Annotated in this window: 25 protein-coding genes and 2 pseudogenes; 4 read left to right on the forward strand and 23 right to left on the reverse strand. The window is 68.6% G+C overall.

The window, feature by feature from the left end; genetic code table 11:
• Nucleotides 1–208 precede the first annotated feature (208 nt).
• The 8 genes from MQH10_RS09120 to MQH10_RS09155 form a co-directional block, all read right to left on the reverse strand.
• A complete protein-coding gene (locus MQH10_RS09120; RefSeq protein ID WP_242563749.1) occupies nt 209–475 on the reverse strand; it encodes an ATP synthase F1 subunit epsilon in 267 nt (88 codons plus the stop codon).
• 5 nt (nt 476–480) lie between these two features.
• A complete protein-coding gene (atpD, locus tag MQH10_RS09125; protein ID WP_242563750.1) occupies nt 481–2,091 on the reverse strand; it encodes a F0F1 ATP synthase subunit beta in 1,611 nt (536 codons plus the stop codon).
• A gap of 18 nt (nt 2,092–2,109) precedes the next feature.
• Nucleotides 2,110–2,979: a F0F1 ATP synthase subunit gamma gene (locus tag MQH10_RS09130; protein WP_242563751.1), complete on the reverse strand. Its 870-nt coding sequence runs from the start codon at nt 2,977–2,979 to the stop codon at nt 2,110–2,112.
• Nucleotides 2,980–3,001: 22 nt separating this feature from the next.
• Nucleotides 3,002–4,537 carry a F0F1 ATP synthase subunit alpha gene (atpA, locus tag MQH10_RS09135; RefSeq protein ID WP_242563752.1) on the reverse strand — a complete coding sequence of 512 codons (1,536 nt, stop codon included), beginning with the start codon at nt 4,535–4,537 and terminating at the stop codon, nt 3,002–3,004.
• A gap of 3 nt (nt 4,538–4,540) precedes the next feature.
• Nucleotides 4,541–5,095 (reverse strand): F0F1 ATP synthase subunit delta, encoded by a 555-nt coding sequence (locus MQH10_RS09140; RefSeq protein ID WP_242563753.1) that lies wholly within the window; start codon nt 5,093–5,095, stop codon nt 4,541–4,543.
• A gap of 186 nt (nt 5,096–5,281) precedes the next feature.
• Nucleotides 5,282–5,608, reverse strand: a complete 327-nt coding sequence (locus tag MQH10_RS09145; RefSeq protein ID WP_242563754.1) for a PaaI family thioesterase — start codon at nt 5,606–5,608, stop codon at nt 5,282–5,284.
• Nucleotides 5,609–5,759: 151 nt separating this feature from the next.
• Nucleotides 5,760–6,068 (reverse strand): DUF8200 family protein, encoded by a 309-nt coding sequence (locus tag MQH10_RS09150; RefSeq protein ID WP_242563755.1) that lies wholly within the window; start codon nt 6,066–6,068, stop codon nt 5,760–5,762.
• A 259-nt stretch (nt 6,069–6,327) separates the two neighbouring features.
• Complete coding sequence (locus MQH10_RS09155; protein WP_242563756.1) at nt 6,328–7,203, reverse strand: hypothetical protein; 876 nt, start codon at nt 7,201–7,203, stop codon at nt 6,328–6,330.
• A 308-nt stretch (nt 7,204–7,511) separates the two neighbouring features.
• Here MQH10_RS09155 and MQH10_RS09160 point away from each other — a divergent pair, with 308 nt between their 5' ends.
• Entirely contained in the window at nt 7,512–9,503 is a 1,992-nt protein-coding gene (locus MQH10_RS09160; protein ID WP_242563757.1) for a transglycosylase domain-containing protein, read from the forward strand.
• Here the strand turns inward: MQH10_RS09160 and MQH10_RS09165 are convergent, their stop codons facing one another.
• The 3 genes from MQH10_RS09165 to MQH10_RS09175 form a co-directional block, all read right to left on the reverse strand.
• Nucleotides 9,504–10,241 carry a M48 family metallopeptidase gene (locus tag MQH10_RS09165; RefSeq protein WP_242563758.1) on the reverse strand — a complete coding sequence of 246 codons (738 nt, stop codon included), beginning with the start codon at nt 10,239–10,241 and terminating at the stop codon, nt 9,504–9,506. It abuts the gene before it with no gap.
• Nucleotides 10,242–10,250: 9 nt separating this feature from the next.
• Nucleotides 10,251–11,522 (reverse strand): polyhydroxyalkanoate depolymerase, encoded by a 1,272-nt coding sequence (locus MQH10_RS09170; RefSeq protein ID WP_242563759.1) that lies wholly within the window; start codon nt 11,520–11,522, stop codon nt 10,251–10,253.
• Between the two features lie 102 nt (nt 11,523–11,624).
• A complete protein-coding gene (locus MQH10_RS09175; RefSeq protein WP_242563760.1) occupies nt 11,625–12,191 on the reverse strand; it encodes an SCO family protein in 567 nt (188 codons plus the stop codon).
• A 49-nt stretch (nt 12,192–12,240) separates the two neighbouring features.
• On the opposite strand from MQH10_RS09175, the gene MQH10_RS09180 reads away from it, so the two are divergent.
• Together MQH10_RS09180 and MQH10_RS09185 are read left to right on the forward strand one after the other, a co-directional pair.
• On the forward strand, nt 12,241–13,674 hold the full coding sequence (locus tag MQH10_RS09180) for an ActS/PrrB/RegB family redox-sensitive histidine kinase (protein WP_272886824.1): 1,434 nt from the start codon (nt 12,241–12,243) through the stop codon (nt 13,672–13,674).
• 46 nt (nt 13,675–13,720) lie between these two features.
• Nucleotides 13,721–14,277: pseudogene (locus tag MQH10_RS09185) on the forward strand (ActR/PrrA/RegA family redox response regulator transcription factor).
• A 6-nt stretch (nt 14,278–14,283) separates the two neighbouring features.
• Here MQH10_RS09185 and mmcB read toward each other — a convergent pair.
• The 6 genes from mmcB to MQH10_RS27050 all read right to left on the reverse strand — a co-directional run bounded on the left by mmcB (nt 14,284) and on the right by MQH10_RS27050 (nt 18,469).
• On the reverse strand, nt 14,284–14,736 hold the full coding sequence (gene mmcB, locus MQH10_RS09190; protein WP_242563762.1) for a DNA repair putative endonuclease MmcB: 453 nt from the start codon (nt 14,734–14,736) through the stop codon (nt 14,284–14,286).
• Between the two features lie 44 nt (nt 14,737–14,780).
• Nucleotides 14,781–15,326 carry a lipocalin family protein gene (locus MQH10_RS09195; protein WP_242563763.1) on the reverse strand — a complete coding sequence of 182 codons (546 nt, stop codon included), beginning with the start codon at nt 15,324–15,326 and terminating at the stop codon, nt 14,781–14,783.
• 200 nt (nt 15,327–15,526) lie between these two features.
• The gene (locus tag MQH10_RS09200; protein WP_242563764.1) at nt 15,527–16,657 is read right to left on the reverse strand and encodes a ferritin-like domain-containing protein; all 1,131 of its coding nucleotides are present in this window, start codon (nt 16,655–16,657) and stop codon (nt 15,527–15,529) included.
• 127 nt (nt 16,658–16,784) lie between these two features.
• Nucleotides 16,785–17,459, reverse strand: a complete 675-nt coding sequence (locus MQH10_RS09205) for a cysteine hydrolase family protein (protein ID WP_242563765.1) — start codon at nt 17,457–17,459, stop codon at nt 16,785–16,787.
• Between the two features lie 4 nt (nt 17,460–17,463).
• On the reverse strand, nt 17,464–17,889 hold the full coding sequence (locus MQH10_RS09210; RefSeq protein WP_242563766.1) for a metallopeptidase family protein: 426 nt from the start codon (nt 17,887–17,889) through the stop codon (nt 17,464–17,466).
• Entirely contained in the window at nt 17,882–18,469 is a 588-nt protein-coding gene (locus tag MQH10_RS27050; RefSeq protein WP_242563767.1) for a hypothetical protein, read from the reverse strand. Before MQH10_RS27050 ends, MQH10_RS09210 begins: the two co-directional genes overlap by 8 nt.
• 87 nt (nt 18,470–18,556) lie before the next feature.
• On the opposite strand from MQH10_RS27050, the pseudogene divL reads away from it, so the two are divergent.
• Nucleotides 18,557–20,874 (forward strand): annotated as a pseudogene (gene divL, locus MQH10_RS26360) (cell cycle protein kinase DivL).
• A 137-nt stretch (nt 20,875–21,011) separates the two neighbouring features.
• Here the strand turns inward: divL and MQH10_RS09225 are convergent.
• The 6 genes from MQH10_RS09225 to sdhC all read right to left on the reverse strand — a co-directional run bounded on the left by MQH10_RS09225 (nt 21,012) and on the right by sdhC (nt 26,128).
• Nucleotides 21,012–21,332, reverse strand: coding sequence for a 2Fe-2S iron-sulfur cluster-binding protein (locus MQH10_RS09225; protein ID WP_242563768.1), 321 nt, complete (start codon nt 21,330–21,332; stop codon nt 21,012–21,014).
• Between the two features lie 21 nt (nt 21,333–21,353).
• Nucleotides 21,354–22,583 (reverse strand): NAD(P)/FAD-dependent oxidoreductase, encoded by a 1,230-nt coding sequence (locus tag MQH10_RS09230; RefSeq protein WP_242563769.1) that lies wholly within the window; start codon nt 22,581–22,583, stop codon nt 21,354–21,356.
• A gap of 80 nt (nt 22,584–22,663) precedes the next feature.
• Nucleotides 22,664–23,446: a succinate dehydrogenase iron-sulfur subunit gene (locus MQH10_RS09235; RefSeq protein WP_242563770.1), complete on the reverse strand. Its 783-nt coding sequence runs from the start codon at nt 23,444–23,446 to the stop codon at nt 22,664–22,666.
• A gap of 48 nt (nt 23,447–23,494) precedes the next feature.
• Entirely contained in the window at nt 23,495–25,282 is a 1,788-nt protein-coding gene (gene sdhA, locus MQH10_RS09240) for a succinate dehydrogenase flavoprotein subunit (RefSeq protein WP_242563771.1), read from the reverse strand.
• Between the two features lie 4 nt (nt 25,283–25,286).
• Nucleotides 25,287–25,679, reverse strand: coding sequence for a succinate dehydrogenase, hydrophobic membrane anchor protein (gene sdhD, locus MQH10_RS09245; protein ID WP_242563772.1), 393 nt, complete (start codon nt 25,677–25,679; stop codon nt 25,287–25,289).
• 2 nt (nt 25,680–25,681) lie between these two features.
• Nucleotides 25,682–26,128 (reverse strand): succinate dehydrogenase, cytochrome b556 subunit, encoded by a 447-nt coding sequence (gene sdhC, locus MQH10_RS09250; protein WP_242563773.1) that lies wholly within the window; start codon nt 26,126–26,128, stop codon nt 25,682–25,684.
• Nucleotides 26,129–26,221 lie beyond the last annotated feature (93 nt).

The following is a 26,221-nucleotide window of genomic DNA, read 5'->3' on the forward strand; positions in this document are numbered from 1 at the left end:
GGCCGGAGCCGGGGCGGCGGCGGGCGCCGCCGTGGTGTCCGTGGGCGGCGTCTGGGCGACGGCGGTGGTGGCGACGCCCGCGAGAGCGAGCAGGCTGGCGAAGGCGATACGCATAGGAGTTCCCCTGACTAGGCGGTTATCACACAGAAAGTCGCCGTCCCTCGCAAGTCCCCTAGCCGGACTTTGGGGCCAAGGCGAGGCAGATCGCCTAGCTGGCGACCGCCTGTGCGTGCTCAGCCAAAATCGTGAGCCCTTCCGGCGTCACGTCGGCGAAGCCGCCCTTGACGTCGAACTCGGTGACCTTGCCGCCGGCATAGACCCGCACGCGACCTTCCTTCAGCGCCGTCATGAACGGCGCGTGGTTGGCGAGCACGCCGAAGTCCCCTTCGGACCCCGGCGCGTCAACCTGATCGACCTCGCCCGAGAACAGCTCGCGTTCCGGGGAGACGAGGGAGAAGTGAATCTTGCCGGCCATGGGGCTTAGGCTTCCGCGGCCAGTTTTTCGGCCTTGGCGACCGCGTCCTCGATGGCGCCGACGTTGTAGAAGGCGGCCTCCGGCAGGTGGTCATACTCGCCGTCCACCAGCGCCTTGAAGGAGCGGATGGTGTCTTCGAGGCTGACGAAGATGCCGGGCATGTTGGTGAACTGCTCGGCGACGTGGAAGGGCTGGGACAGGAACTTCTGGATCTTCCGGGCGCGGGCCACGGTGACCTTGTCCTCTTCCGACAGCTCGTCCATGCCCAGGATGGCGATGATGTCCTTCAGGGCCTTGTAGGCCTGCAGGGTTTCCTGGACGCGACGGGCGACGTTGTAGTGTTCTTCGCCGATCACCAGCGGGTCCATGATCCGGCTGGTGGAGTCCAGCGGGTCAACGGCCGGGAAGATGGCCTGGGCGGCGATGTCGCGCGAGAGCACGGTGGTCGCGTCCAAGTGGGCGAAGGAGGCGGCGGGCGCCGGGTCGGTGAGGTCGTCGGCGGGAACGTAGATGGCCTGGACCGAGGTGATGGACCCCTTGTTGGTCGAGGTGATGCGCTCCTGCAGGTTGCCCATCTCGGTGGCCAGCGTCGGCTGATAGCCCACGGCCGACGGGATCCGGCCCAGAAGCGCGGACACTTCGGCGCCGGCCTGGGTGAAGCGGAAGATGTTGTCCACGAACAGCAGCACGTCCTTGCCTTCCTGGTCGCGGAAGTACTCGGCTTGCGCCAGGCCGGTCAGGGCCACGCGGGCGCGGGCGCCCGGGGGTTCGTTCATCTGGCCATAGACGAGCGTGCACTTGGAGCCTTCGCCGCCGCCCGGCATGTTGACCTTGGACTCGATCATCTCGTGGTACAGGTCGTTGCCTTCGCGGGTGCGCTCACCCACGCCGGCCAGCACGGAGTAACCGCCATAGGCCTTGGCGATGTTGTTGATCAGCTCCTGCATGGTCACGGTCTTGCCGACGCCCGCGCCGCCGAACAGGCCGGTCTTGCCGCCCTTGGTGTAGGGGCAGAGCAGGTCGATGACCTTGATGCCGGTGACGAGCACTTCGGCGGAGGTCGACTGGTCGGCGAAGGACGGGGCCTCGCGGTGGATGGGGGCGGTGAAGGTCGTGGCGATCGGGCCGGCTTCGTCGATCGGGTCGCCGATGACGTTCATGATGCGGCCAAGCGTCGCCGGGCCGACCGGAACGGTGATGCCGGCGCCGCTGTCGCTCACGGCCTGGCCGCGGGTCAGACCCTCGGTGGTGTCCATGGCGATGGTGCGGACGGTGTTTTCACCCAGGTGCTGGGCGACTTCCAGAACCAGGCGGAAGGGCTGGCCGGTCCGCTGGTCGATGTTGGTCGTTTCCAGGGCGTTCATGATGGCCGGCAGGTGGCCTTCGAACTCGACGTCGACGACGGCGCCGATGACCTGGACGATCTTGCCGGTGGCGACCACCGACTTGGGCGTGAGCGCCGGGGTCGCGGCCTTGGCGGCCGGGGCCTTCTTGGCGGCGGCGGGCGCCGCAGCAGCGGTCGCCTTGGCGGCGGTCTTCGGAGCCGCGGCCTTGGCCGGCGCGGCGGCCTTCGGAGCGGCGGCCTTCTTGGCGGGAGCCTTCGGGGTCGTAGCCATGGGTTCGGACTCTTTCGGTTAGATCGCTTCGGCGCCGGAGATGATCTCGATCAGCTCCTTGGTGATCTGCGCCTGGCGTGAACGGTTATATGTCAGGGTGAGGGCGGCGATCATGTCGCCAGCGTTGCGGGTCGCGTTGTCCATCGCCGTCATCTGGGCGGCGAAGAACCCGGCCTGGTTCTCCAGCATCGCCGACAGCACCTGGACCGTCAGGTTGCGCGGCAGCAGGGTCTCGAGAATGGTCTCGCCGTCCGGCTCGTACTCATAGGCCGCGCCCTTCAGGTCGATGGACTTGGCGCCCGTCACCTGGGCCGGGATCAGCTGGGCCAGGGTGGGGGTCTGCTGGACGACGGACTTGAAGCGCGAGAAGGCGAGCGTGACCACGTCGGCCTCACCGGCCTCGAACAGTTCGGCGATCTTGGCCGAGACGTCCTGAGCCACGGCCAAGCCCGGATTGCCGCCCACCTCGTAGCTGGCCACGAAGCGGTCGCCATAGGCGCGCTTCAGCTGGTCGCGGGCCTTGCGGCCCAGCGTGATGATGCGGACGTCCTTGCCTTCGGCGATCAGCTTCGAAATCCGCTCGCGCGCCAGGCGCACGATCGAGGTGTTGAAGCCGCCGGCCAGGCCGCGGTCGGAGGTCGCGACGACCACCAGCTGCTTGGTGTCCTTGCCGGTGCCGACCAGCAGCTTCGGCGCGCCGTCACCGGACACGCCCGCCGCCAGATTGGCGATCACCGCGGCCATGCGTTCCGCATAGGGCCGGGCGTTCTGAGCCGCTTCGGTCGAACGGCGGAGTTTCGCCGCCGCGACCATCTGCAGCGCCTTCGTGATCTTCTGCGTGGATTTCACGCTTCCGATCCGATTGCGCATCTCCTTGAGGCTGGCCATACCCTAGCTCTCCAACCGTCGCTTAAGCGAAGGTCTTGGTGAAAGCTTCCAGCGCGGCCTTCAGCTGGACTTCCACATCACCCTTCAGATCCTTGGTGGTGCGGATGGTGTCCAGCAGCGCCTGATGCTTGGCGTGCAGGTGAGCCAGCAGCTCGGCCTCGTAGCGGCCGACCTGGTTGGTGGCGATGCCGTCCAGATAGCCGCGGGTGCCGGCATAGACGACGGCGACCTGCTCTTCGACGGTCAGCGGCGCGTATTGCGGCTGCTTCAGGAGCTCGGTCAGGCGCTCGCCGCGGGCCAGCTGGCGCTGGGTGGTCACGTCGAGGTCGGAGCCGAACTTCGCGAAGGCGGCCATTTCGCGATACTGGGCGAGCTCGCCCTTGATCGGACCGGCGGCGGTCTTCATGGCCTTGATCTGGGCCGAGGAGCCCACGCGCGACACCGAGATGCCGACGTTCACGGCCGGGCGGATGCCCTGGAAGAACAGGTCGGTTTCCAGGAAGATCTGGCCGTCGGTGATCGAGATCACGTTGGTCGGGATGTAGGCCGACACGTCGTTGGCCTGGGTTTCGATGACCGGCAGAGCGGTCAGCGAGCCGGAGCCGTTGTCTTCGTTCAGCTTGGCGGCGCGTTCCAGCAGGCGGCTATGCAGATAGAAGACGTCGCCCGGATAGGCTTCGCGGCCCGGCGGACGGCGCAGCAGCAGGGACATCTGGCGATAGGCGACGGCCTGCTTGGAAAGGTCGTCATAGATGATGACGGCGTGCATGCCGTTGTCGCGGAACCACTCGCCCATGGCGCAACCCGCGAACGGGGCCAGGAACTGCAGCGGGGCCGGCTCGGAGGCGGTCGCCGAGACGATGATGGTGTATTCCAGCGCGCCGCGTTCCTCGAGCGTCTTCACGATCTGGGCGACGGTGGAGCGCTTTTGGCCGATGGCGACGTAGATGCAGTAGAGCTTGGCGCTCTCGTCGTCGCCGGCGTTGACCGACTTCTGGTTCAGGATGGTGTCGATCGCCACGGCGGTCTTGCCGGTCTGGCGGTCGCCGATGATCAGCTCGCGCTGGCCGCGGCCGACGGGGATCAGGGTGTCGATGGCCTTCAGGCCGGTCTGCACGGGCTCGTGCACCGACTTCCGCGGGATGATGCCCGGGGCCTTCACGTCCACGCGGCGGCGCTCGGCCACGTTCTGGATCGGGCCCTTGCCGTCGATCGGTTCGCCGAGCGGGTTCACGACCCGGCCCAGCAGACCCTTGCCGACCGGCACGTCCACGATTTCCGACAGGCGGCGGACTTCGTCGCCTTCCGAGATGGCGCGGTCTTCGCCGAAGATCACGACGCCGACGTTGTCGCGTTCCAGGTTCAGGGCCATGCCCTTCACGCCGGCCTTGGGGAACTCGACCATTTCGCCGGCCTGGACATTGTCGAGGCCGAACACGCGGGCGATACCGTCACCGACCGACAGCACCTGGCCGACGTCGGAGACGTCAGCTTCCTGGCCGAAGTTGGCGATCTGGGATTTCAGGATGGCCGAAATCTCGGCGGCGCGGATATCCATGGCTTACGCTCTCTTCAGGGCGAACTTGAGGGAATCGAGCTTCGAACGAAGCGAAGCATCGAATAGGCGGGAACCGACCTGCACCTTGATGCCGCCCAGGATGGACGGATCGACGCGGGTCGTAATTTCGGGATCGGCGCCCAGCGCGGTGCGCAGGGCCTGGGCGACGCCCTTGCTCTGGGCCGCGCTCAGCGGAATGGCGGTGACCACCTGGGCGGCGACGGCGCCGCGGGCCTTGGCGGCCAGTTCCTCATAGCCGGCGACGACCGACATCAGGGCCGAGACCCGGCCGTTCTGAGCCAGCAGGCCCAGGAACTTCTGGGTCGTCGCGTGCAGCTTGGCCTTGGCGGCGAGCGCCTTCAGGGCCTTGGCCTTGTCCTCGGCGTTGAAGGCCGGGGACGCGAGCAGGGTCCGGAAGTCCTTGGACTCGGCGCTCATGCGCTTCAGCGCCTGGAGGTCGGCCTCCACGACGGCGACGATCTTCTCATCGGTCGCCAGATCGAAGAGGGCCTGGGCGTATCTGCCGCCCACATTGGAAGTCCTGGAATCGTCCGCCACTTATATTGTCCGCCCGGTGCGAATGTACGGCCCCGGAGAAGAAGTCTTCACCGCGACCTAAAGGCTTGAAAGCGCTCGGAAAAGAACACTGGCGTTTGAGACCTGGGAGGCCCCCCGGCCCAAAGCCGCGCGCCTGTTAGCACGCGATTTTCGGCGCCGCAACCAAGCCGGCGCCCTTTCAGGGCCTCAAGTCCTGTCCTCTGTAGCAGGGTTCGGCGGGGCGCCCCTACGGAATACCGCCGCAGCCTGAACCGCCAGCGCCCCGTCCGCCGCCACGATCCGCCCCTGAGCGAAGACAATGGTGCGGGTCGCGCGCTCGATCCAGGCCTCCGCCCGCACGGTCGCACCGGCCACCAGGGCGGGGCCGTAATCGAGGTTCAGGGAGACGGTCTCGGCGTCCGCGCCCGCCGCCCGGGCGAGCAGGGGCTGGAGGAGCACCGCCGCGGCGGCCGGGCCCGCGGGGACCGTCACGGTCTCGACGAGCGGCGTTGGGGAGGGGGAAGCATCCGACATGACGCGGGCCTCTTAGAAGCGATTGCGGGATCGGCCAAGAAAAAGGGCGCCGCGGCTGACCGCGACGCCCGAAGTGGCAGGCTCGACTAAGGAGTGGCTGGGAGGCGCGCGCCCTAGCGCTCAGTGTCCTGCGGAGAGAGGGTTCGACCGATCAGCTCGCGTTGCAGGCGGCGAGCTTCTCGGCTTCGAGGGACTTGGACGCCAGGGAATAGGAGGCGACCGGGCCGGCGTTCTTCTTCACGACCTTGCAGGCGGAGACCGCATAGGTCTGCGAGGTCGGGGCGGCGGCGACGCAGGTGTCGCCGGTGCAGATGAAGATGGCGCCGCCGGCGATGAACTTGGCGTTGCCGGTGATGGGGGCCGAGAGCTTGGCCACGATGGCGTCGTTGGCGAAGGCGGAACCGGCGGCCGACAGGGCGGCCACGGCGGCGCAGGCGGCCGCGAGAGTTTGAAGCTTCATCTTGGGTCTTCCACGGGTTGGGGAGGAAACGAACCCGGAAGGGCCCGGCCCGGTCCTCGACGTGGAGCCGACACAGGTATCCCCACCTGTGACGCGACGAGAACTAAGCAACGCTAAGATAACGGTGTTAAGATCGAACGAGCAACTGCTTTTTTCGCAACCTTGTTATGCGGAATTGCAGACCTGCCCCGAAACCCGGTTCAGCCCGGGAATTCATGCCCCTCAGGCGCGGCGCGGCGGGCGGGCCGCCGGGTCGAACCTAGGGCGCGACGAAAGCCGGGCAGGTCATCAGCACATCGATCATGGCGATCTCGCTGGCGGCGTCCCCGTGGCGCGCCTCCAGCCCGACATAGACCCGCGGCGGATCGCGGGCCTCCAGGGCCAGGCGGTTGGACAGCGAGCCGTCGCCGGCGCCGCCGGGCGGACCCGACACCTGCTCATAGGCCACATGCACGCCGCCGGCGTTGAGCGTCTCGACGCAGGGGGGCCGCGCCTGCGCCTTGGGCGCGCGGCCGGCGACGATCGCCACGGTGTCGCCGTTGGCGAAGACGCCGGAGGCCGTGGGGCTGGCGAAGACCCGGTCGGAATCGGCCGGATCGACGAAGACCGATCCGCGTCCGCCGTGGCCAGACCCGCCTGGGGCGTTGGTGTGCAGGCCCACCACCGGCTGTCCGGGATCCATCAGGCCAAGGACGGTGGCGTCATAGAGCGGCCCCTGGGGGCCGAAATCCCGGTTCGGGTCGCAGGGATGCGCACAGCCCGCCATGCCTCGTCCGCCCGCCGCCAGGTCGCGACGGCCGCCATTGGCCACGGCCACCAGCCGGCCGCCATAGGTCGACAGGGCATGGAGGCCGGCGTCGAAGGCGGCGTTCTCATCGTCATGGGGCACGAACCAGAACGGCCCCGCCGGTCGGGTCGGGTCGCTGATCACGATCAGGGTCCAGCGATAATCCCCGTCGGCGAACCTCAGGGTGGCGACCGACAGCCGCGCCCAGGCCGGATCGTCGCGATGGCGGGCGAGGTCGGCGAAGGGGGCGGTGGCGGGGTTCAGGGGCGCACGCGCGACGGGCTGGGCCCAGGTCGCGCCCGCCCAGAGGCTCAGCCCCGCCGCCAGAATGATCGCCCACCGCCCCATGGACGCATGTTGGCCCAGGCGCGGAGACCGGGGAACCGGGAATCGCGGGGGTCAGCGCCGGTTCAGTGGATCACGTGGAAGACGAACAGCAGGATGATGATCGGGATCGGAACGCCGACCATCCAGAGAATGAGGCCTTTGCCCATGAGCTTGCTCCTGGCGTGTGTTCGAAACCAACGCCCGCCAGGGACCCGCGTTCCCGCCTCACCGGCGCCCCATTCATCCCCCGTCAATCTTGTCGCGTGTTCCTTCTCGCTCAGCTATTTCTGCGCGCCTAAGGCGTTCACCAAGACAAGGTTGCAGGTCGCATGGCCAATGCTCAGGGTCCCCGCGGCCCGCAGTCCGGCGGGTCGGGCCCCCAAGGTGGCGGCCGGGGCGGCAAGCGCAGCCGCACGCCGGCCCAGGCCGCGCTCTATTGGAGCGCCGTGGTCGGGGTCTGGGGTCTGATCTTCCTGGTCGCCTTCTTCGCGGTGTTCGCGGTCGACCTGCCCGACACCTCCAAGCTCTACGACGTCAAGCGCCAGCCCTCGATCAACTATCTGGACCGGTCCGGCGCCCTGGTGGCGGTGCGCGGCAGCCAGTACGCCCCGCCCGTCGACCTCGACAAGCTGCCGCCCTATGTGCCGGCGGCCTTCGTGGCGATCGAGGACCGCTGGTTCTACTGGCACCTGGGCTTCAACCCCTGGGGCATGCTGCGCAGCACGATCTATAACGTCACCCACCATGGCGGACCCCTGCGCGGCGGCTCGACCATCACCCAGCAGCTGGCGCGAAACCTCTTCCTGACCCCCAACCAGAACTATCGCCGCAAGGCCCAGGAGCTGATCCTGGCCGTGTGGCTGGAGGCCAAGTTCACTAAGAAGGAGATCTTGGCCCTCTATCTGAACCGGGTCTATTTCGGGGCCGGCGCCTATGGCATCGAGGCCGCCGCCCAGCGCTATTTCGGCAAGCCGGCCAGCCAGCTGACCATCGGCGAGAGCGCCCTGCTCGCCGGCATGATGAAGGGTCCCTCGCGCTATTCGCCGGTGTCTTCCACCGACCGGGCGGCGCGGCGCGCCACCGTGGTGCTGGACGAGATGGTCCGCACCCACGCCATCACCGCCGAACAGCGGGCCGAGGCCTTCCGCACCCCGGTTCGGGTCAATCCGGTGCTCGCCAACCAGCGGGCCCAGTATTTCACCGACTGGGTCGATGATCAGGTCCGCACCCTGGTCGGCGAACCCACCGAGGACCTGGTGGTCGAGACCACCCTCGATCTGCCGATCCAGGCCGCGGCCGAACAGTCCCTGGCCCGCGGGGTCGAGGCCGCCAAGTCCCAGGGGGTTCAGCAGGGCGCCCTGGTCGCCATCGACGGCGAGGGCCGCATCCGCGCCTATGTGGGCGGCGCCCGCTATGCCGACAGCCAGTTCGACCGCGCCACCATGGCCCAGCGCCAGGCCGGCTCGTCCTTCAAGCCCTTCGTCTATCTCACCGCCATGGAGCAGGGCCGCACGCCCAACACGCCCGTGGTCGACGAGCCTCTGAAGATCGGCACCTGGGAGCCGAAGAATTACACCAACAAGTATCTGGGGCCCATCACCCTGCAGAAGGCCCTGGCGGAGTCCATCAACACGGTGGCCGCACGGCTCGCCAACGAGGTGGGCACCGGAAATGTCGCCGCCACCGCCCGCCGGCTGGGGATCACCAGCCACATCCAGCTCGACCCCTCCATGGCGCTCGGCGCCGTCGAGGTCTCGCCGCTGGAGATGGCCCAGGCCTATGCGCCCTTCTCGAACGGCGGCTTCTCCGCTCACGGCTACGGCATCGAGCGGATCCGCACCGCCAGCGGCAAGGTGCTCTATGACCACGGGGTGGAGAAGGCCAACCGCAATGCGGTGATCGGCTCGCCCGCCCTGCAGTACATGAACCAGATGATGCGCCAGGTGATCGTGTCCGGCACGGGCGGCCGCGCCAAGGTTCCGGGCTTCGACATCGCCGGCAAGACCGGCACCACCAGCGATTACCGCGACGCCTGGTTCGTCGGCTACACCGGCGGCTTCGTGACCGCGGTCTGGGTCGGGCGCGACGATAACACCCCAATGAAGAAGGTCACCGGCGGCGGCGCCCCGGCCGGCATCTGGCACGACTTCATGACCGCCGCCCTGCCCCGTCTTCGGACCCAGGCGATCCCAGGCGGCACGATGGAGCCCCCGCCGGTCGCCGCGCCCGCCGATCCGATCGGCGACCTCCTGTCCGGCAATCCCGCGGCCCCGGCCGAGGCGCCGGCCGAGAAGCCCAAGACCGAAGACATTCCGTACTGATCAGCCCCCGAAGGCGTGCAGCCGCGCGCCTTCGGCCCTGAGCCAGGCGCGGTGCGGGCGCTCGTCGCCCACCAGGGCCTTCACATGGGCCCAGAACTTCGGGCCGTGATTGAGCTCCAGCAGGTGGGCGCATTCGTGGGCGACCACATAGTCGGCCACCTCGAAGGGGGCGAGCGCCAGCCGCCAGCTGTAGCGGATGGCGGCGGGTTTGCCGGGCAGCGGCGGCCGGCAGGAGCCCCAGCGCCCCTTGGCGTCCATGATCGTCACGCTGGGCAGGCGCGCCCCCAGGCGCGCGCAGTGGAAGGCCGTGCGCTCGGCGAAGATCTCCAGGGCCTGGCGGCGGATGGTGCGGATCACCGCGCGGGCGAAGACCTCGCCTTCGCCGCGGGCGGCGATGCGCGCCGACTGGTCGCCCTCGGCGGCGATGAACCGGGCGGGATGGCTGGCGCGCTCCAGCCGGCAGGGCCGGCCGAACAGCTGAATGGTGACGCCCGGCGCGATCTCCTGGCTCTGGGGCAGCTCGGCCAGGCGCTGGGCGATCCACTCGGCCCGGTCCCGGGCGAAGGCCACGGCCTCGGCCAGGCGGCGGGGCGAGGGCGCGGTGGCCACCACCTCGCGCCGGGTCCGATCCAGCCGGAGCGAAACGCGCCGCGCGCGGCTGTGCACTTTCAGGCGGACGGTCGCCCCGGCCACTTCGAGCCGGTCGCCATCCGCCAGGGGTCTTCCGAACAGGGACATGGTCCCAATCTAGGCTGCGTTGGCGGCCTTTTCGACACCCGCTTCCACGCGGCGGATGAACGCCCGCACGCGCGGATAGATTTCCTCGCGGAACCGGCGGCCGTTGAACACGCCGTAGTGGCCCACATGCGGCTGCACATAGTCCTCCTTGAGCACCGCCGGCAGGGACGAGCACAGGGTGTGCGCCGCCTGGGTCTGGCCGATGCCGGAGATGTCGTCGTTCTCGCCCTCGACCGTCAGCAGGCCGATGTCGGTGATCTTGCCGGGATCCACATGGCGGCCGCGGTGCCACAGCTCGCCCTTGGGCAGCAGGTACTGCTGGAACACATAGTCGACCGTCTGGAGATAGAACTCCTCGGTCAGGTCGAGCACCGACAAGTACTCGTCATAGAATTCCAGATGCTTCTCGGCGGAGTCGCCGTCGCCGTTCATCAGGTCCTGAAGGTACTTCAGGTGGGCGTCCTTGTGGCGCTCGATGTTCATCGACATGAAGCTGTAGAGCTGCACGAAGCCCGGATAGACGCGCCGGCCCATGCCCGGATAGGGCGCGGGCACGTTGAAGATCATGTTCGACTTGAACCAGGCGAAAGGCCGTTCCTCGGCCAGCTTATTGGTCACGGTCGGCGACAGGCGCGCGTCGATCGGCGAGCCCATGAAGGTCATGGTGCCGGGGCGGCATTCCTCATTGTCCTCGGCCATCAGGGCCGCGGCGGCCAGGACGGCGGGGCCGGGCTGGCAGACGGCGACCACGTGCGGGCGCGGGCCCAGGAGGCGCAGCATCTCGCGGATGTGGTCGACATAGTCGTGGAAGTCGAACTTGCCCTCGAGCAGGGGCACTTCGCGGGCGTTGGTCCATTCGGTGATGAACACCTCGTGGTCCTGCAGGAAGCCCTCGACCGTGCCGCGCAGCAGGGTGGCGTAGTGGCCCGACAGGGGCGCCACGATCAGCACCGGCGGCTCCAGCTCGCGCCGGCCGGCCCGGCGCATGTCGGCGACGTCGCGGGTGAAATGGGTGAGCTTGACCCAGGGGCTGGACCAGACCTCGGTGGCGCGGACCCGGACGGGGAAGCCGTCGATGTCCACCGTGTCGATGTTCCAGGCGGGCCGCCCGTAGCGGCGGGTCAGGTTGGCGAACAGGTCGGCATTGGCGAAAATCCGCCGCCCCAGGTCGGTGTCCTTGGCCGGATTGATGTCCGAGCTCCAGAACTCGCGGGTCACGCGCGCCAGCATCCGCAGCGGCGTCGAGCCGTAGTAGCCGGCCTCATAAAGGGAGTAGAGCATCCGAGTACGGTCCTATTGTGCGCCGCAGCATAACACCCTGACCGTTAAGAGAGTCCAGTCCCTTCCGCCGCAAGTTGTCGCGGGGGCCCGTACGCGCGGGGATCAGCCCCGCATGGCGTCGGAGATCTGGCGCGCGACCTCCTCGGGCCCGATGCCGAAGGGCAGGACCCGGTTGAACCGGCCCTTGGGGTCCATGAGATAGGTGGGGGTCGAGTGGTTGATCAGATAGTCCGACCCGGTCCCGCTCTTCTCATAGAACACCCGATAGGCCTTGGCGGCGACCGCCACCTGGGCCGGGGTCCCCGTCAGGCCGATGGTCCCCTTCGGAAAAGCGCTGCCCGACAGATAGTTGGCGAGCTGGGCGGGGGTGTCACGCTCGGGGTCCACCGAGATGAAGACCACCTGGAAGTCCTTGGCCTTGGGCCCCAGCTGGTCCTGGGCCTGGGCCAGCACCTGCAGGGTCGTGGGGCAGACGTCCGGGCAATAGGTGAAGCCGAAGAAGACGGCGGTCCACTTGCCCTTCAGCATCTTCTCGGTGACCGGCTTGCCCGTCTGGTCGACCAGCTGGAACGGCCCGCCCACCAGGCTCTTGGGCTGGGGCGCGCAGGCCGCCAGCAGGGCCAGGCCCGCGAGGCAGGCGGCGATCAGGGGCAGTTTTCGGCGGAACATGCAGATGGGCCTCGTCAGGCGTCACGATCTCGGCGATGCTCCGGGCCTGATGGCGTCCGAAACTCAGACGGCGCCGTCGAGATCCAAGGCCTCGCCCGGTCTCGATAGGCAAAGCCCCGCCACGGCGCAAGGCGAACTCGCCTGGGCGCAGAGCGGACCGTCGCGCGGGCGGTTGCGGATGCGCAACCTCATCACCCTGCGCTGGATGGTGCTGGCCGGCGAGGTGGCGATCCTGGCGGTCATGGGCGTGTTCCTGGGCTTCAAGGCGCCCTACGCTTGGTGCTTCAGCCTGATCGGCGCCTCGGCCTGGATCAACCTGCTCACCGCCGTCGCCTCCCCGGGCCAGAGGCTGACCGGGGAATGGGAGGCCGCCGCCCAGCTGGCCTTCGACATCGCCCAGACCACCGGCCTGCTCTATCTGACCGGCGGCACCTCCAATCCGTTCTCGCTGATGCTGATCGCCCCGGTGACGCTGGCCGCCGCCACCCTGCCCCTCGCCCCCGTGGCGATCCTGGGCGTGCTGGGCGTCCTGGCCTCGGTGGGCCTGGCCTTCCTGCACATGCCCCTGCCCGCCATGCCGGGCATGGAGGTGGTCCTGCCCTCCAGCTATCTGATCGGCGCCGCGGCCGCCAATGTGGCGGGCATCGTGCTGATCGCCGGCTATGTGCGCCAGTCGGCCGAGGAATCGGCGCGGATGGCGCTCGCGCTCGACGTCACCCAGGCGGTGCTGTCGCGCGAACAGCGGCTCTCGGCCCTGGGGGCGCTGGCCGCCGCGGCGGCGCACGAACTGGGCACGCCGCTCGCCACCATCTCCATCGTCGCCAAGGAAATGTCGCGCGAGGCGCCGACCGCCGCGGTCAAGGAGGACGCCGACCTCCTGATGGCCCAGGCCCTGCGCTGCCGCGAGATCCTGCGCCGCCTGACCGAGACGCCGGACGCCACCGACGAGGTGCACGAGCGCATGAGCCTCCTGCAGCTGGTCCATGAGGTGATCGAGCCGCACGCCGGGGTGAAAGGGGTCCGGGTCGAGGCCATCGTCTCCGGCGCCCCGGGCGTCGCCGCCCCGGACATCTGGCGCATGCCGGAGGTGCTGCACGCCCTGACCTCCTTCGTCGAGAACGCCGTCGATTTCGCCGCCTCGGAGGTCCTGGTCAGCGCCCGCTTCGACGCCGCCTCGATCTCCATGGAGGTCCGCGACGACGGCCCGGGCTTCTCGCCCGAGGTGCTGGCCAAGCTGGGCGAGCCCTATGTGACCACCCGTCCGGGGGCCGAGGGCTCGCGCACCGGCCATGTCGGCATGGGCCTGGGCTTTTTCATCGCCAAGACCTTGCTGGAGCGCACCGGCGCCAAGGTGGCCTTCCAGAATGGCCGTCCGCGGGGCGCCGTGGTGTCCGCGCGGTGGGCCCGCAGCCAGATTGAGGTAGGCGGCGGCGGGTGGGAGACTGAACAACCACTTGCGAAGCAGTCCGAACAGGCGACATGATGCCGTCAAGAGCGCACGACGCGAGCGCCGCCATCAGGAGTTGATTATGGCCGATCTCTCCGCCGAAATCGCCGCCCTGCCGGACAAGAGTCTGCTGGTGCTGGACGACGACGCGCCGCTGCGCACGCGGCTTGGCCGGGCGCTGGAACAGCGCGGTTTCGAACCACACTGGTCGGCAGCGTCAGCGAGGCGCTCGCCGCCGTCCGCGCCGCCCCGCCCGCCTACGCCGTGCTCGACATGCGGCTCGAGGATGGGACCGGGCTCAAGGTGGTGGAGGCGGTCCGCGACGCCCGCCCCGAGGCCCGGGTGATCATGCTGACCGGCTACGGCAACATCGCCACCGCCGTCGCGGCGGTGAAGTCCGGGGCCATCGACTATCTCTCCAAGCCCGCCGACGCCGACGACGTGGCCCGCGCCCTGCTGGCCGTGGGCGACGAGAGCCCGCCGCCGCCGGAAAACCCCATGAGCGCCGACCGGGTGCGGTGGGAGCATATCCAGCGGGTCTATGAGCTCTGCGGCCACAATGTCTCGGAAACGGCGCGCCGTCTGAACATGCACCGCCGGACCCTGCAGCGGATCCTGGCCAAGCGCGCCCCGCGCTAGACCCGCCTAGACCTCCAGCGTCATCACCGCGAAGCCCGCCGCCCGCATCGCCGCCATGCGACCGAAGGCGATGGTCAGCGCCTTGCGCCGGGCCCCGGCCAGGGTCGCGGCCGGCGGCTCTCGCAGCACCGCGCCGCCGAACCCGTCGGCGACGATCAGGCCCGGATCTTCCGGCAGGACGTGCTGGGGGAATTCCGGCGCCACGGCGAAGGCGAAGCGGTCGCAATAGGGGGCGTATTCATGCCACTTGCGATCGACCCGGAAGTCCTCGATCCCCGACTTCACCTCGATGATGATGAACTCGCCGCGGGCCGACAGAGCCATCAGGTCGGCGCGCCGGCCGTTGGGCAAGGTGACCTCGGTGAGCGGGGTATAGCCCAGATCGACAAGCAGCCGCGCGGCCCCGCGGGTGACGGCGGCGGTGATGTCCGGACGGCGGGCGGTCTGGGGCGATCCCATGCCGAAATCTTGTTCCGGCTTCGTTCCGGACGCAAGAGGCGAAATCAGTTGCGGGCCGGCTGCGGGAATTCCAGGGCGCCGACGTCGTAGCCCAGCTGCTTGATGCGGGCCACGGCCTGGGCCTTGGCGCCGGCGGCCAGCAGCGGGTGCTGGGACATCAGCCACAGGTACTTGCCGTTGGGGGTGCCCAGGATCAGCCAGCCCTGGTCGGACTTGTGGTCCAGCACCCAGTATTCCTGGCTGATCAGGCCGCCGAAGAAGCTCATCTTGAACTTGGCGTTGGTCTTGGGGTCGAGGACCTTGGCCTTGGCCTTCCATTCGGTCGGCGGCGCGGTCACCGAGCCCCGGTGGCAGACCTGCAGCACGTCATAGCCGTCGGCGTCCTTGGCCCACTCGGAGATGCCGGCTTGGCAGTCCTTCTGGGTCTTGTTGGGCAGGCGGGCGACCTCGTACCAGCGACCGGTCATCTTGGTCAGCTCGATGCGGTCGGTCGGGGCCGGCGGCGGCGCGACCGGCGCGGCGGCGTTCGCCCCGCCGGTCAGGACCGGAAGGGTGAGGGCGGCGGCGATCGCGAGCGGCAGGATACGCATGGACGACATCGCTAAAAGCTGACGGAACTCTATGACACCGGAAACGCCCCCAGGGCGAGCCCGAGGGACCTTCAAAGCCGAGGATTGAGGCGAGGCGAAGACCAATGGTCAAGGCCGCTCCGCCCCCTTCCGGGGCGCGGACACGAAAACGCCCGCCGACAGGTCGCCGGCGGGCGTCTCCCGATCCTGATGTCGCGGGCCTATTCGGCGGCGATCTTCACGGCGCCGACGACCCGGTCCTTGAAGTTGATCTCCTGGAGATACTTGATCCCCTCTTCGGCGATGTCGTCGCCGACCATGCGGTCGCCCTCGCCCTTCAGCTCCTCCATGTCGACATAGATCGCATAGAAGCCGCGGGTGCGGTCGGTGATGATGCCGGCGTTGAGCAGGGTCTTCACCAGCACGCGGAAGATGTTGGTCTGCTCCTTCATGTTCTCCCGGCGGCTCTCGTCGGTGACCATGGCGGCCATCTCGGCGATCACCTTGTCCGGATCCAGGCCGAACTCCTCATAGAGGTCGCGCTGCTGGGAGGGGGAGACCAGGTTGAACAGCAGGGTCTGGAAGCAGTGGGCCGCCCAGTCCTCGATGATCGCATGCTCTTCCGGAGTCAGCTTGGGGATGGTCCGGTCGGCCCAGATCTTCCCGAACTTGTGGTGGAAGGCCTCGTCGGTCATGACCAGCTGCATCAGCTTCTTGCCGAGCGGATCATTGATATTGTTGAAGAAGGTGGCGAAGGCGCCCATGGCCAGGCCTTCCACCAGCATCTGCATGCCGATGATCTTCTTGTAGACTTCGGGTGAGCCGATGATGTCGATCAGCAGGGCCTTGAGCGTCGGGCCGGCTTCCACCGGGCGGCCCCAGCGGGCCTTGATGTACTTGGCGAAGGCCGTGACGTGGCGGGCTTCCTCGCGGGTCTGGTTGGCCGCGTATTCCTGGGCGCCCTGGTCCTTCAGCACGTGGCAGAGGCTGGCCGACAGGTTCAGCGCGCCCTGCTCGCCGTGCAGGATCGAGGAGAAGGAGCGCAGGGCCTGCTGGTTGGCGAACCGGATGCGGGTCTTGGGATCGGTCAGGTGGTTCGACACATAGTCGGTGCCGAGCGAGATGATCATGCTCTCGGGCAGGAGCATCTCGTTTTCCATGTCGAAGGGCTCGTCGAAGTCGATGTACTTCTTGTCGAGCGGATCCCAGAAGTGGTCGTGGGTGGCCGAGATGATCTTGTCGAAGGCGGTCGAGCGCGCGTTGTAGCGGTCGAGCTCCAGCATTGACTCGAAGTCGTCGGGCGCGACGGCGTCGTAGATGATGTCCTTGGTGATATTGCCGTCGGCGGCCATCGGTCGTCCTCCTGAAGCCAGACATCGGCGCTCATCAGCGGCGCCGGTTTTTGACCTGGATCAAAAATCCATATGACCGGCGATAAGTCAAGAAAGGTGACGGGTGCGTCACCTTTCCAGGCGCCGCCTAGTCCGGGGGCGGAGCCCCCTGTGCGATGAGCTGAAGAATTTCCGCCGTGGGGCGAACGTCGCCGAACGACCGATAGACCGTGCGCAGGGTTGCGTTGTGCATGTCGTCGGTGGGGGCCGCGTTCGCGTCGGCGGCCATGATCACCCGATATCCGAGGGTGCGCGCGTCACGCGCCGTGGCTTCGCAGCAGACGTTCGTCACCGTGCCCACAACGATGACGGTGTCGACGCCCCGCGCCTCCAGCAGCTGGGGGAGTTCGCACCGACCGGGGAAGAAGGCGCTGCTCGCCGTCTTCTCCACGAAAATGTCGTCGGCCTGCCGCCGCAGGCCTTGGCATAACCGGTCGGGCAGAGGCCCCTCGCCGCCGGACAGGCGGAAAGTCTCGGCGACCTGCGGGCCGTAGAATTCGGCGGAAAGCTCCGGATACGGGTCGAGCCGCGACGGCAGGACCCAGGCCACGACGCCGCCAGCCGGGCGCAGGGCGTCGGCGAGGGCGTTGATCGGCCCTATGGCGTCCCGGCAGTGGGGATTCTCGTCGGCGAAGAAGGGGACCATATCCACGACCACAAGGGCCGTGCGGGGCGCGGCGAGGCGCTCAAAGGCGTGGAGTCGCCCGCGCCGGGTCAATTGCCGGGCATATTCTCGATCGGGAATCTTCCAGTCGTGGGCCAAGCCCCTACTCGCCCTCGATCGCGTCGATGTCGTCGTCGGACAGGCCGAAATGGTGGCCGATCTCGTGGACCAGGACGTGGGTGATCAGTTCGCTCAGCGTCACATCGCCGCGCTCGGCCCACTCGTCGAGAATGGGGCGGCGATAGAGGAACACCATCGAGGGCTCGGGATTGGGATCGAGGACCGAGCGGTGGGCCAGGTCGACGCCGTGATAGAGGCCGGTCAGCTCAAAGGGGTCCTCGATCCCCATTTCGTCCAGCACCTCCTGGGGCGGGAAGTCGTCGACCCGGAAGATCACCGCCCCGGTCATGGCGCGGAAGTCGTCGGGCAGGGCCTCGAAGGCCGCCTCGGCCAGGGCCGCGAAATCGTCCAGCGAGGGCGCCGGGCGGTGCGCATGGACATGGATGTGGCCGCGGCCGGGCTCATTCATCGGGCATCACGATGTTGGGGTTCTCGGGCAGGCGATATTCGAACAGGCCGATGTCCAGGGGCTGCTGCGGCTTGAAGGCCCGCAAGGGCTGGCGGCTCAAGGCCTTCAGGGTCTCGGGCTCCGCTTCGGTGGTCTTGAGGCGCCGGGCGCGGCGGGCCTGGGGATGCTCGATGTCGGGCGCGTCGGTCGCAGGCGCCGCCGAGACCGGCCGCCAATAGGAGACTGACAGCCGCCAGACTGTGGGCGGGGCGACCGGCGGGGTCGGCCAGCGGCGGCCGTCGCGATTGACCGTGGCCACCGGGGCGGGCGCACGGCGGGCCGTGGTCACCTCGGTCAGGCGGCAGAAGCGGTCCTCGATCGCCACCTGAACCGCCCGGCCGGGACGGTCGTCCTCGACCCTGCCGGCCAGGGCGTCGAGCGCCGCCTCGCGGCTGGCATAGGCCGGGCCCGCCAGGCCGCTGACGAACTGCACCGGCTCGCCGGCCAGGGCTTGCGCCTCGCGTTCGCGCGCCGCGCGGCCCAGAGGCGCGGCCAGCGCTTCATCAGGCGTCGTCGCCAGAGGATAGAGGATCGCGGTCATGCGCCGATCATCGCCGAATTCGTTCAAGCGGCCTATGTTCCAAAAGATGATTCGCTGTCGACGGGGACGGGCGTCGAGGATGGCGCGATGAGCGAGATGCAGCTCATTCTGGCGGCCGCCGCGGGCGCGGTGCTGCTGGCCATCTGCGCCGTGCTGTGGGCGCTCGCCCAACGCCGCCAGGCCGAGGCGCGCATGGCGCTCCTGCGCCGCCAGATCAACGCCCTCAAGGCCGGCGCCGAAACCGCCCAGGCCTCGGCCGAGGCCTTCGATTCCGCCCTCCTGGCCGTCGAGGACGGTCACGCCCTGGTGGCGTCCGGCGAGGAGAGCCTGACCATCTGCGCCTCGGTGCTGGGCCTGCCGGAATCCGAGCCCCAGGCCGTGGTCGCCGCCCTGATGCGGGCCGACCCCGATCATGCGCGACGGCTGCGCGCCCTGTTCGAACGCGGCGAGGCCTGCGCCTTCGAGGTCCGCGGCCCGCCGGCGTGGTCGCGGTCGAGGGCCGGGCCGCCGGCGCTCTGGCCTGGCTGCGCCTGTCCTCCGTGGTCGGCGAAGACGCCGGCCTGCCCACCGCCCCGCGCTTCGCCGCCTTCCTGGACGCGCGCGCCTATCCCGCCTGGATCGCCGCCGCCGACGGCAGCCCGGTGTGGGTCAACGCCGCCTGGCTCTCGGCCGTGGGCGCCGCCAGCCTGGACGAGGCCGCCAGCCGCGGCGCCAGCTTCGACAAGGCCGCCGATGCGCTGGCCAGCGAGGCCGCCAATCTGGGCCAGAAGCGCGAGACCAAGCGCTGGACCACCTTCGAGGGCCGCCGCCGCTCCCTGCAGATCACCGCCCAGCCTCTGGACGGCGGCGGGGTCGGCGTCTGGACCGAGGACGTCACCGAGGCCGAGGAGCTGCGCGAGGCGCTCAAGCGCAATATCGAGGCCCACGACGAGACCCTGAACCACATCGCCGACGCCGTGGCGATCTTCTCCCAGACCAAGCGGATGATCTTCCACAACACCGCCTTCGCGGAGCTGTGGGGCCTGGAGCCCGCCTGGCTGGCCGAGCGGCCGACCCATGGCGAGGTGCTCGATCGCCTGCGCCAGCGTCGCCGCCTGCCGGAGACCGCCGATTACGGCAAGTGGAAGGCGAGCGAGCTCGAGCGCTACGAGACCCTGGAATCCACCCCCGACGACCTGTGGTCCATTCCCGACGGCCGCACCCTGCGGGTTGTCCGCCAGCCCCACCCTCTGGGCGGGGTCGTGCTGCTGTTCTCGGACATCACCGGCGAGCTAAAGCTCAAGGCCCAGTACAACGCTCTGATCCAGGTGCAGCAGGCGACGCTGGACAAGCTCAATGACGCCGTCGCCGTGTTCGGCTCCGACGGCCGCCTGCGCCTGCACAACGAGGCCTTCGAGCGGTTCTGGAACATCTCCCCCCAGCAGATCGAGGTCGCCCACGACTTCGAGGGCGTGGTCGAGCTCTGCATCCCGCGCCTGCACGACATGGGCTTCTGGCGCGAGCTCAAGGGCCGGGTGGCCGACACCGATCCCCAGGCGCGCGCGCCGATGCAGGGCGAGGTGAAGACCTCTGACAGCCGGATCATCGTCTATCAGTCACGCCCGCTGCCGGACGGCGCGACCCTGATCGCCTTCGCCGACGTCACCGACGCCCGCAAGCTGGAGAGCGCGCTCGCCGACCGTTCCGCGGCGCTCGCCGACGCCGAGCGGCTGAAGCGCGACTTCGTGGGCAATGTCTCCTACGAGCTGCGCACCCCGCTCACCACCATCATCGGCTATTCGGAACTCTTGGAACGCTCCGGCGAGGGCCTGTCGGAGCGCGGCCGCGGCCACGCGGCGGCGGTGCGGACCGCCGCGACCCAGCTGGCGCGCTCGATCGACGACGTCCTCGACATGGCCCAGATCGACGCCGACGAGATGGCGCTGGACCTTGAGGACGTTCATGTCGCCGCCCTGCTGACCGAGGCGGCGGAGCGTTGGGCGCGCGAGGCCGAGCAGGCCAAGGTGACGCTGAAGATCGAGCATGGCGACGATGTCGGCCTGATCCGCGGCGACCTGAAGCGCCTGGCCCAGACCCTCGACCACCTGACCGAGAACGCCATCCGCCAGACCCCGCCCGAGGGCGTGGTCACCCTGTCGGCCCGTCGCGCGCTCGGCGAAATCCAGCTGCAGGTGTCCGACACCGGCCGCGGCATCCCCTTCCACGTCCAGGCCCATATCTTCGACCGGTTCATCGGCCGCGAGCGCGGCGGCCCCGGCCTGGGCCTCGCCCTGGTCAAGGCCCTGGTCGAGCTGCACGGGGGCTGGGTGGCGCTGGAGAGCGAACCCGGCGCAGGCGCGACCTTCACCTGCCACCTGCCGGAAGCGGCGCAGGGCGCGGCGGGTCATCCCGAGTTGGGGTTCTGAAACATCTCCCTCACCTTCATGGGGAGGGACAGGCCGCGAAGCGGCCAGGGTGGGGCGCGAGGAACTCGCATTCCCCACCCGTCTCGCGCTGACGCGCGATCCACCCTCCCCATGAAGGGGAGGGTGGGCGCTTTGTCTTAGTGCTGGCTTTCCGGCAGGCGGACGACCAGGCCGTCCAGGGCGTCGGAGACCTTGATCTGGCACGACAGCCGGCTGTTCGGCTCGACGTTCTCGGCGAAGTCCAGCATGGACTCCTCCATGGCCGACTTCTCGCCGGTCTTGGCCTGCCAGGCTTCGTCCACATAGACGTGGCAGGTGGCGCAGGCGCAGGCCCCGCCGCAGTCGGCGTCGATGCCGGGGACGTTGTTCTTCACCGCCCCTTCCATGACCGACAGGCCCGCCTTCACGTCGAGAACGTGCTCGGTGCCGTCATGCTCAATATAGGTGATCTTGGCCATGTCTCCCCTTCCCGCCAGCTTTTACGCGGCGACCTCTTTCATAGAAACTGACGTATCCGCAAGCTTCGCCTTGTTGACGGGCCTGCGGGCCCCGATGAGCTGGCGGCCCATCATGAATTCCGGCGGCGAATTGATCGCCTCCACCGATTGAACCAGATCGCCCTTCAAATGGAAGATGGCGAACTTGCCGGTCGCGGGATCCCCGCGCAGCAGGATCTCGTCCACGTCGAAGGCGTAGCCGGCGATCTGCAGCTTGAGGTCATATTGGTCGGACCATTGCCACGGCACCTCGCCGGCGGGCGCCGGCCGGCCGGTGATGGCGCTGGCGGCCTGCTTGGCCTGTTCCAGGGCGTTGGGCACGCTCTCCATGCGGAACATGCGATCATAGATCGGCATCGGCCGGTGGGCAACGTCGCCGATCGCGAAGATCGCGGGATCGGAGGTGCGGGCCTCCAGGTCGACGACGATGCCGCGGGCGCAGTCGAGGCCCGCGTCCTTGGCGATCTCGTCATTGGGCGCGGCGCCGACGCCGATCAGGGCGGCGTCGCAGGCGATGACCCGGCCGTCGGCCAGCTTCACCCCGGTCACATGGCCGTCCTGGCCCTCGAAGCCGACGACCGAGGCGCCCAGCTCGAACTTGACCCCATGGGCCTCGTGGCGGCTCTGGAAGAAGGTCGACAGGGTCTCGCAGGCCACCCGGGCCAGCAGGCGCGGCTCGCGCTCCAGCACCACGGCCTCGGCGCCCAGGGCGCGGGCCGAGGCCGCCGCCTCCAGGCCGATATAGCCGCCGCCGACGATGGCCAGGCGCTTGCCCGGCCCCAGCGTAGCCTTGAGCGCCTCGGCGTCGGCCGCCGTGCGCAGCTCCAGCAGACCCTTCAGGTCCGCGCCGGGCACCGGCAGCTTGATGGCCCGGGCGCCGGTGGCGAGGATCAGGATGTCGTAGGTGAGCGTCGAGCCGTCCGACAGGGTGACGGTCTTGTCGCCGCGGGTCAGCTTCACGGCCGTCAGGTTCGGGCGGAAGGCGATGTTGTTCTCGGCGTAGAACTCGAGCGGCTTGAGCGCGAGCGAGTCGGCGTCGGCCTCGCCCTTCAGCCAGGCCTTGGAGAGCGGCGGGCGCTGATAGGGCGGAATCGGCTCCTCGCCCACCAGATCGATGGGCCCGGTGAAGCCATACTGCCGCAGCAGGGCCGCGGCGCTTCCGCCGGCGTGCCCCGCCCCGATGATCACAACGTGCGCGTCGGACGAGCTCATGACAGCCCCATGCAGAAAAGTGACGGCGGCGTCAACTTGTCAAACGTCGTTCGGATCGCCGCGACCCTAATGGACCGCGATCAGATGACGCGGTCCACCAGCATCTTCTTGACCTCGGCGATCGCCTTGGCCGGGTTCAGTCCCTTGGGGCAGACCTGGGCGCAGTTCATGATCGTGTGGCAGCGATAGAGCTTGAAGGGGTCCTCCAGGGCGTCCAGACGCTCGCCGGTGGCCTCGTCGCGGCTGTCGATCAGCCAGCGATAGGCGTGCAGCAGGGTGGCCGGGCCGAGGTACTTCTCGCCGTTCCACCAGTAGCTCGGGCACGAGGTGGTGCAGCAGGCGCAGAGGATGCATTCGTAGAGGCCGTCGAGCTTCTCGCGGTCCTCCGGAGACTGGCGCCACTCCTGTTGCGGCTCGGGCGTCTTGGTGTGCAGCCAGGGCTCGATCGAGGCGTACTGGGCGTAGAACATGGTCAGGTCGGGGACCAGGTCCTTGACCACCGGCATCGAGGGCAGGGGCGCGATCTGGCACTCCTTGCCGGGGATCTCCTCGTGGCCGTGGGTGCAGGCCAGCGTATTGCGGCCGCCGATGTTCATGGCGCAGGAGCCGCAGACCCCTTCGCGGCAGGAGCGGCGGAAGGCGAGCGTCGGGTCGACGTTGTTCTTGATGTGGATCAGCACATCCAGAACCATCGGGCCGCAGGCCTCGACGTCGATGTCATAGGTGTCCCAGCGCGGATTGCCCGGCTGTTCCGGATCGTAGCGATAGACCTTGAAGGTCTTCACCTTCTTGGCGCCGGCCGGGGCCGGGTGGTGACGACCCTTCTGGACGCGGGAGTTCTTCGGCAGGGCGAGTTCGACCATCAGACGCTTTCCTTGGAATCTTTTCCCATCACGACAGGCTTGCGGGTCCTAGTAGACCCGCGCCTTGGGCGGGAAGGGCGCGACCTCGTTGGTCATGGTGAAGTCGTGCACCGGGCGATAGTCGATCTTGACCGCCCCGGTCGCATCGTCGAGCCAGGTGAGCGTGTGCTTCATCCACTCTTTGTCGTTGCGGTCCGGGAAGTCCTCGTGGGCGTGGGCCCCGCGGCTTTCGGTGCGGTTATGGGCGCCGACCACGGTCACCTGGGCCTGAACCACCAGGTTCTCGAACTCCAGGGTCTCCATCAGGTCAGTGTTCCAGATCAGGCCGCGGTCGGAGACCTTGAGGTCGCCGCGCTTGGCCTGGACGGCCTCCAGGCGCTTGACGCCCGAGGCCAGGCTTTCCGAGGTGCGGAACACCGCGGCGTCCTCCTGCATGGCCTGCTGCATCTCCAGCCGCAGCGCGGCGGTGGTGGTGGAGCCGTTGGCGTTGCGGAGCTTGTCGAAGCGGGCGATGTGGCCGTCGGTCATGGCCGGCTTCAGCTCCGGCTGGGTCGCCCCGGCCTTCAGCACCGAGGCGGCGCGCAGGGCGGCCGAGCGGCCGAACACCACCAGGTCGATCAGCGAGTTGGAGCCCAGGCGGTTGGCGCCATGGACCGACACGCAGGCGGCTTCACCGACCGCCATCAGGCCGGGCACCACCTTGTCCGGATCGTCGCCCAGGCGGGTGACCACTTCCGAATAGAAGTTCGTGGGGATGCCGCCCATGTTGTAGTGCACGGTCGGCAGCACCGGGATCGGCTGCTTGGTCACATCGACGCCGGCGAAGATCTTGGCGCTTTCCGAGATGCCCGGCAGGCGCTGGTGCAGGATCTTCGGATCCAGGTGATCCAGGTGCAGGAAGATGTGGTCCTTCTTCGGACCCACGCCGCGGCCTTCACGGATCTCGATGGTCATGGCCCGGCTGACCATGTCGCGCGGGGCCAGGTCCTTCACGGTCGGCGCATAGCGCTCCATGAAGCGCTCGCCTTCCGAATTGGTCAGATAGCCGCCTTCGCCGCGGGCGCCTTCGGTGATCAGGCAGCCGGCGCCGTAGATGCCGGTGGGGTGGAACTGCACGAACTCCATGTCCTGCAGGGGCAGGCCGGCGCGCAGGGTCATGCCGCCACCGTCGCCGGTGCAGGTATGGGCGCTGGTGGCCGAGAAGTAGGCGCGGCCGTAACCGCCGGTGGCCAGGATCACCATCTGGGCCTGGAACCGGTGCAGGGTGCCGTCGTCCAGCTTCCAGGCGGTGACGCCGCGGCAGACGCCTTCGTCCATGATCAGGTCGAGGGCGAAGTACTCGATAAAGAACTCGGTGTCGTGCGCCAGGGACTGCCCATACATGGTGTGCAGCATGGCGTGGCCGGTCCGGTCCGCCGCCGCGCAGGTGCGCTGGATCGGGGCCTCGCCGTAGTTCTTGGTCATGCCGCCGAAGGCGCGCTGATAGATCTTGCCTTCCGGGGTCCGGCTGAAGGGCACGCCCCAGTGCTCCAGCTCGTACACGGCGGCCGGCGCGTTGCGGCAGAGATATTCGATGGCGTCCTGGTCGCCCAGCCAGTCCGACCCCTTGACGGTGTCGTACATGTGCCAGCGCCAGTCATCCTGGCCCATATTGCCGAGGCTGGCCGAGATGCCGCCCTGGGCCGCCACGGTGTGCGAGCGGGTCGGGAAGACCTTGGAGATGCAGGCGGTCTTCAGGCCGGCCTGGGCGCAGCCCAGGGCCGCGCGGAGACCGGAGCCGCCGGCGCCGACGACGACGACGTCGAACTTGTGATCGATGAATTGATACGTCGCCATGGGATTACAGAGCGCCTCCCAGCGCGACCTTGAGGATGGAGAAGATGGCGAGCGCGCCGGCCAGCGTCACGATGAACAGGTTCGCGACCAGCAGCACCGACTTGGTGAGCATCTTGTGGATGTAGTCCTCGATGATCACCCGGACGCCGGTCTGCATGTGCCAGAAGGCGACCAGGATCAGGAGGATCATCAGGACCGCGTTGAGCGGGCTGGCGAGCCAGGCCACGGCGGTGTCGTAGTCGGCCCGCGCCAGGCGGATCACGCCGAACACGGCCCAGAGAACGAGCGGGATCAGGGCGAGCGCACTGACGCGTTCGGCGATCCAGTGCGCCGCGCCGTGCTTGGCCGAGCCAAGGCCGCGCGCGCGGGACAGGGGGGTGCGGAATTCGGTGCTCATGGTCAGAGCGCTCCGGTCATGGCGGCGATGCCCCAGACCGCCAGGGTGGCGGCGACGGCGAAGGCGATGGCCGCGACGGCGGTGAAATTGGCGGACTTGATGTCGAGGCCGGTCCCGGCGTCCCACATCAGGTGCCGGACGCCATTGGCCAGGTGATAGAAGACCGAGAGCGTCAGGCCGAACATCACCAGCTTGCCGAGCGGCGAGCCCAGCAGGGCCATGTAGGCGGCGTAGGTCGCGTGGTCGGTCTCGCCCAGCGAGGCGGCCAGGGCCACGGCCCAGCCGGCCAGCAGCAGCGCCCCGATATACAACGCCACCCCCGTGGCCCGGTGGGCGATGGAGGTGAACATGGTGATGTGCCAGCGCCACAGCAGCGGCGACCCGAAGCCACCTGTCATCAGGTGGGGGGACTTGGGACGTTCGCGGGGCGCGCCTGAGGCGTCGGTCATGATGGCGTTCCGATGGAGACGAGGCGGCTCCGCTTTTAAGCCGCGTCCCAGGGGTGTCAACGAAGGGGTGAAGTTTCCGCAGCGTCGAGCCGA

It is taken from the genome of Phenylobacterium aquaticum, from assembly GCF_022695515.1.
Classification (GTDB): domain Bacteria; phylum Pseudomonadota; class Alphaproteobacteria; order Caulobacterales; family Caulobacteraceae; genus Phenylobacterium; species Phenylobacterium aquaticum.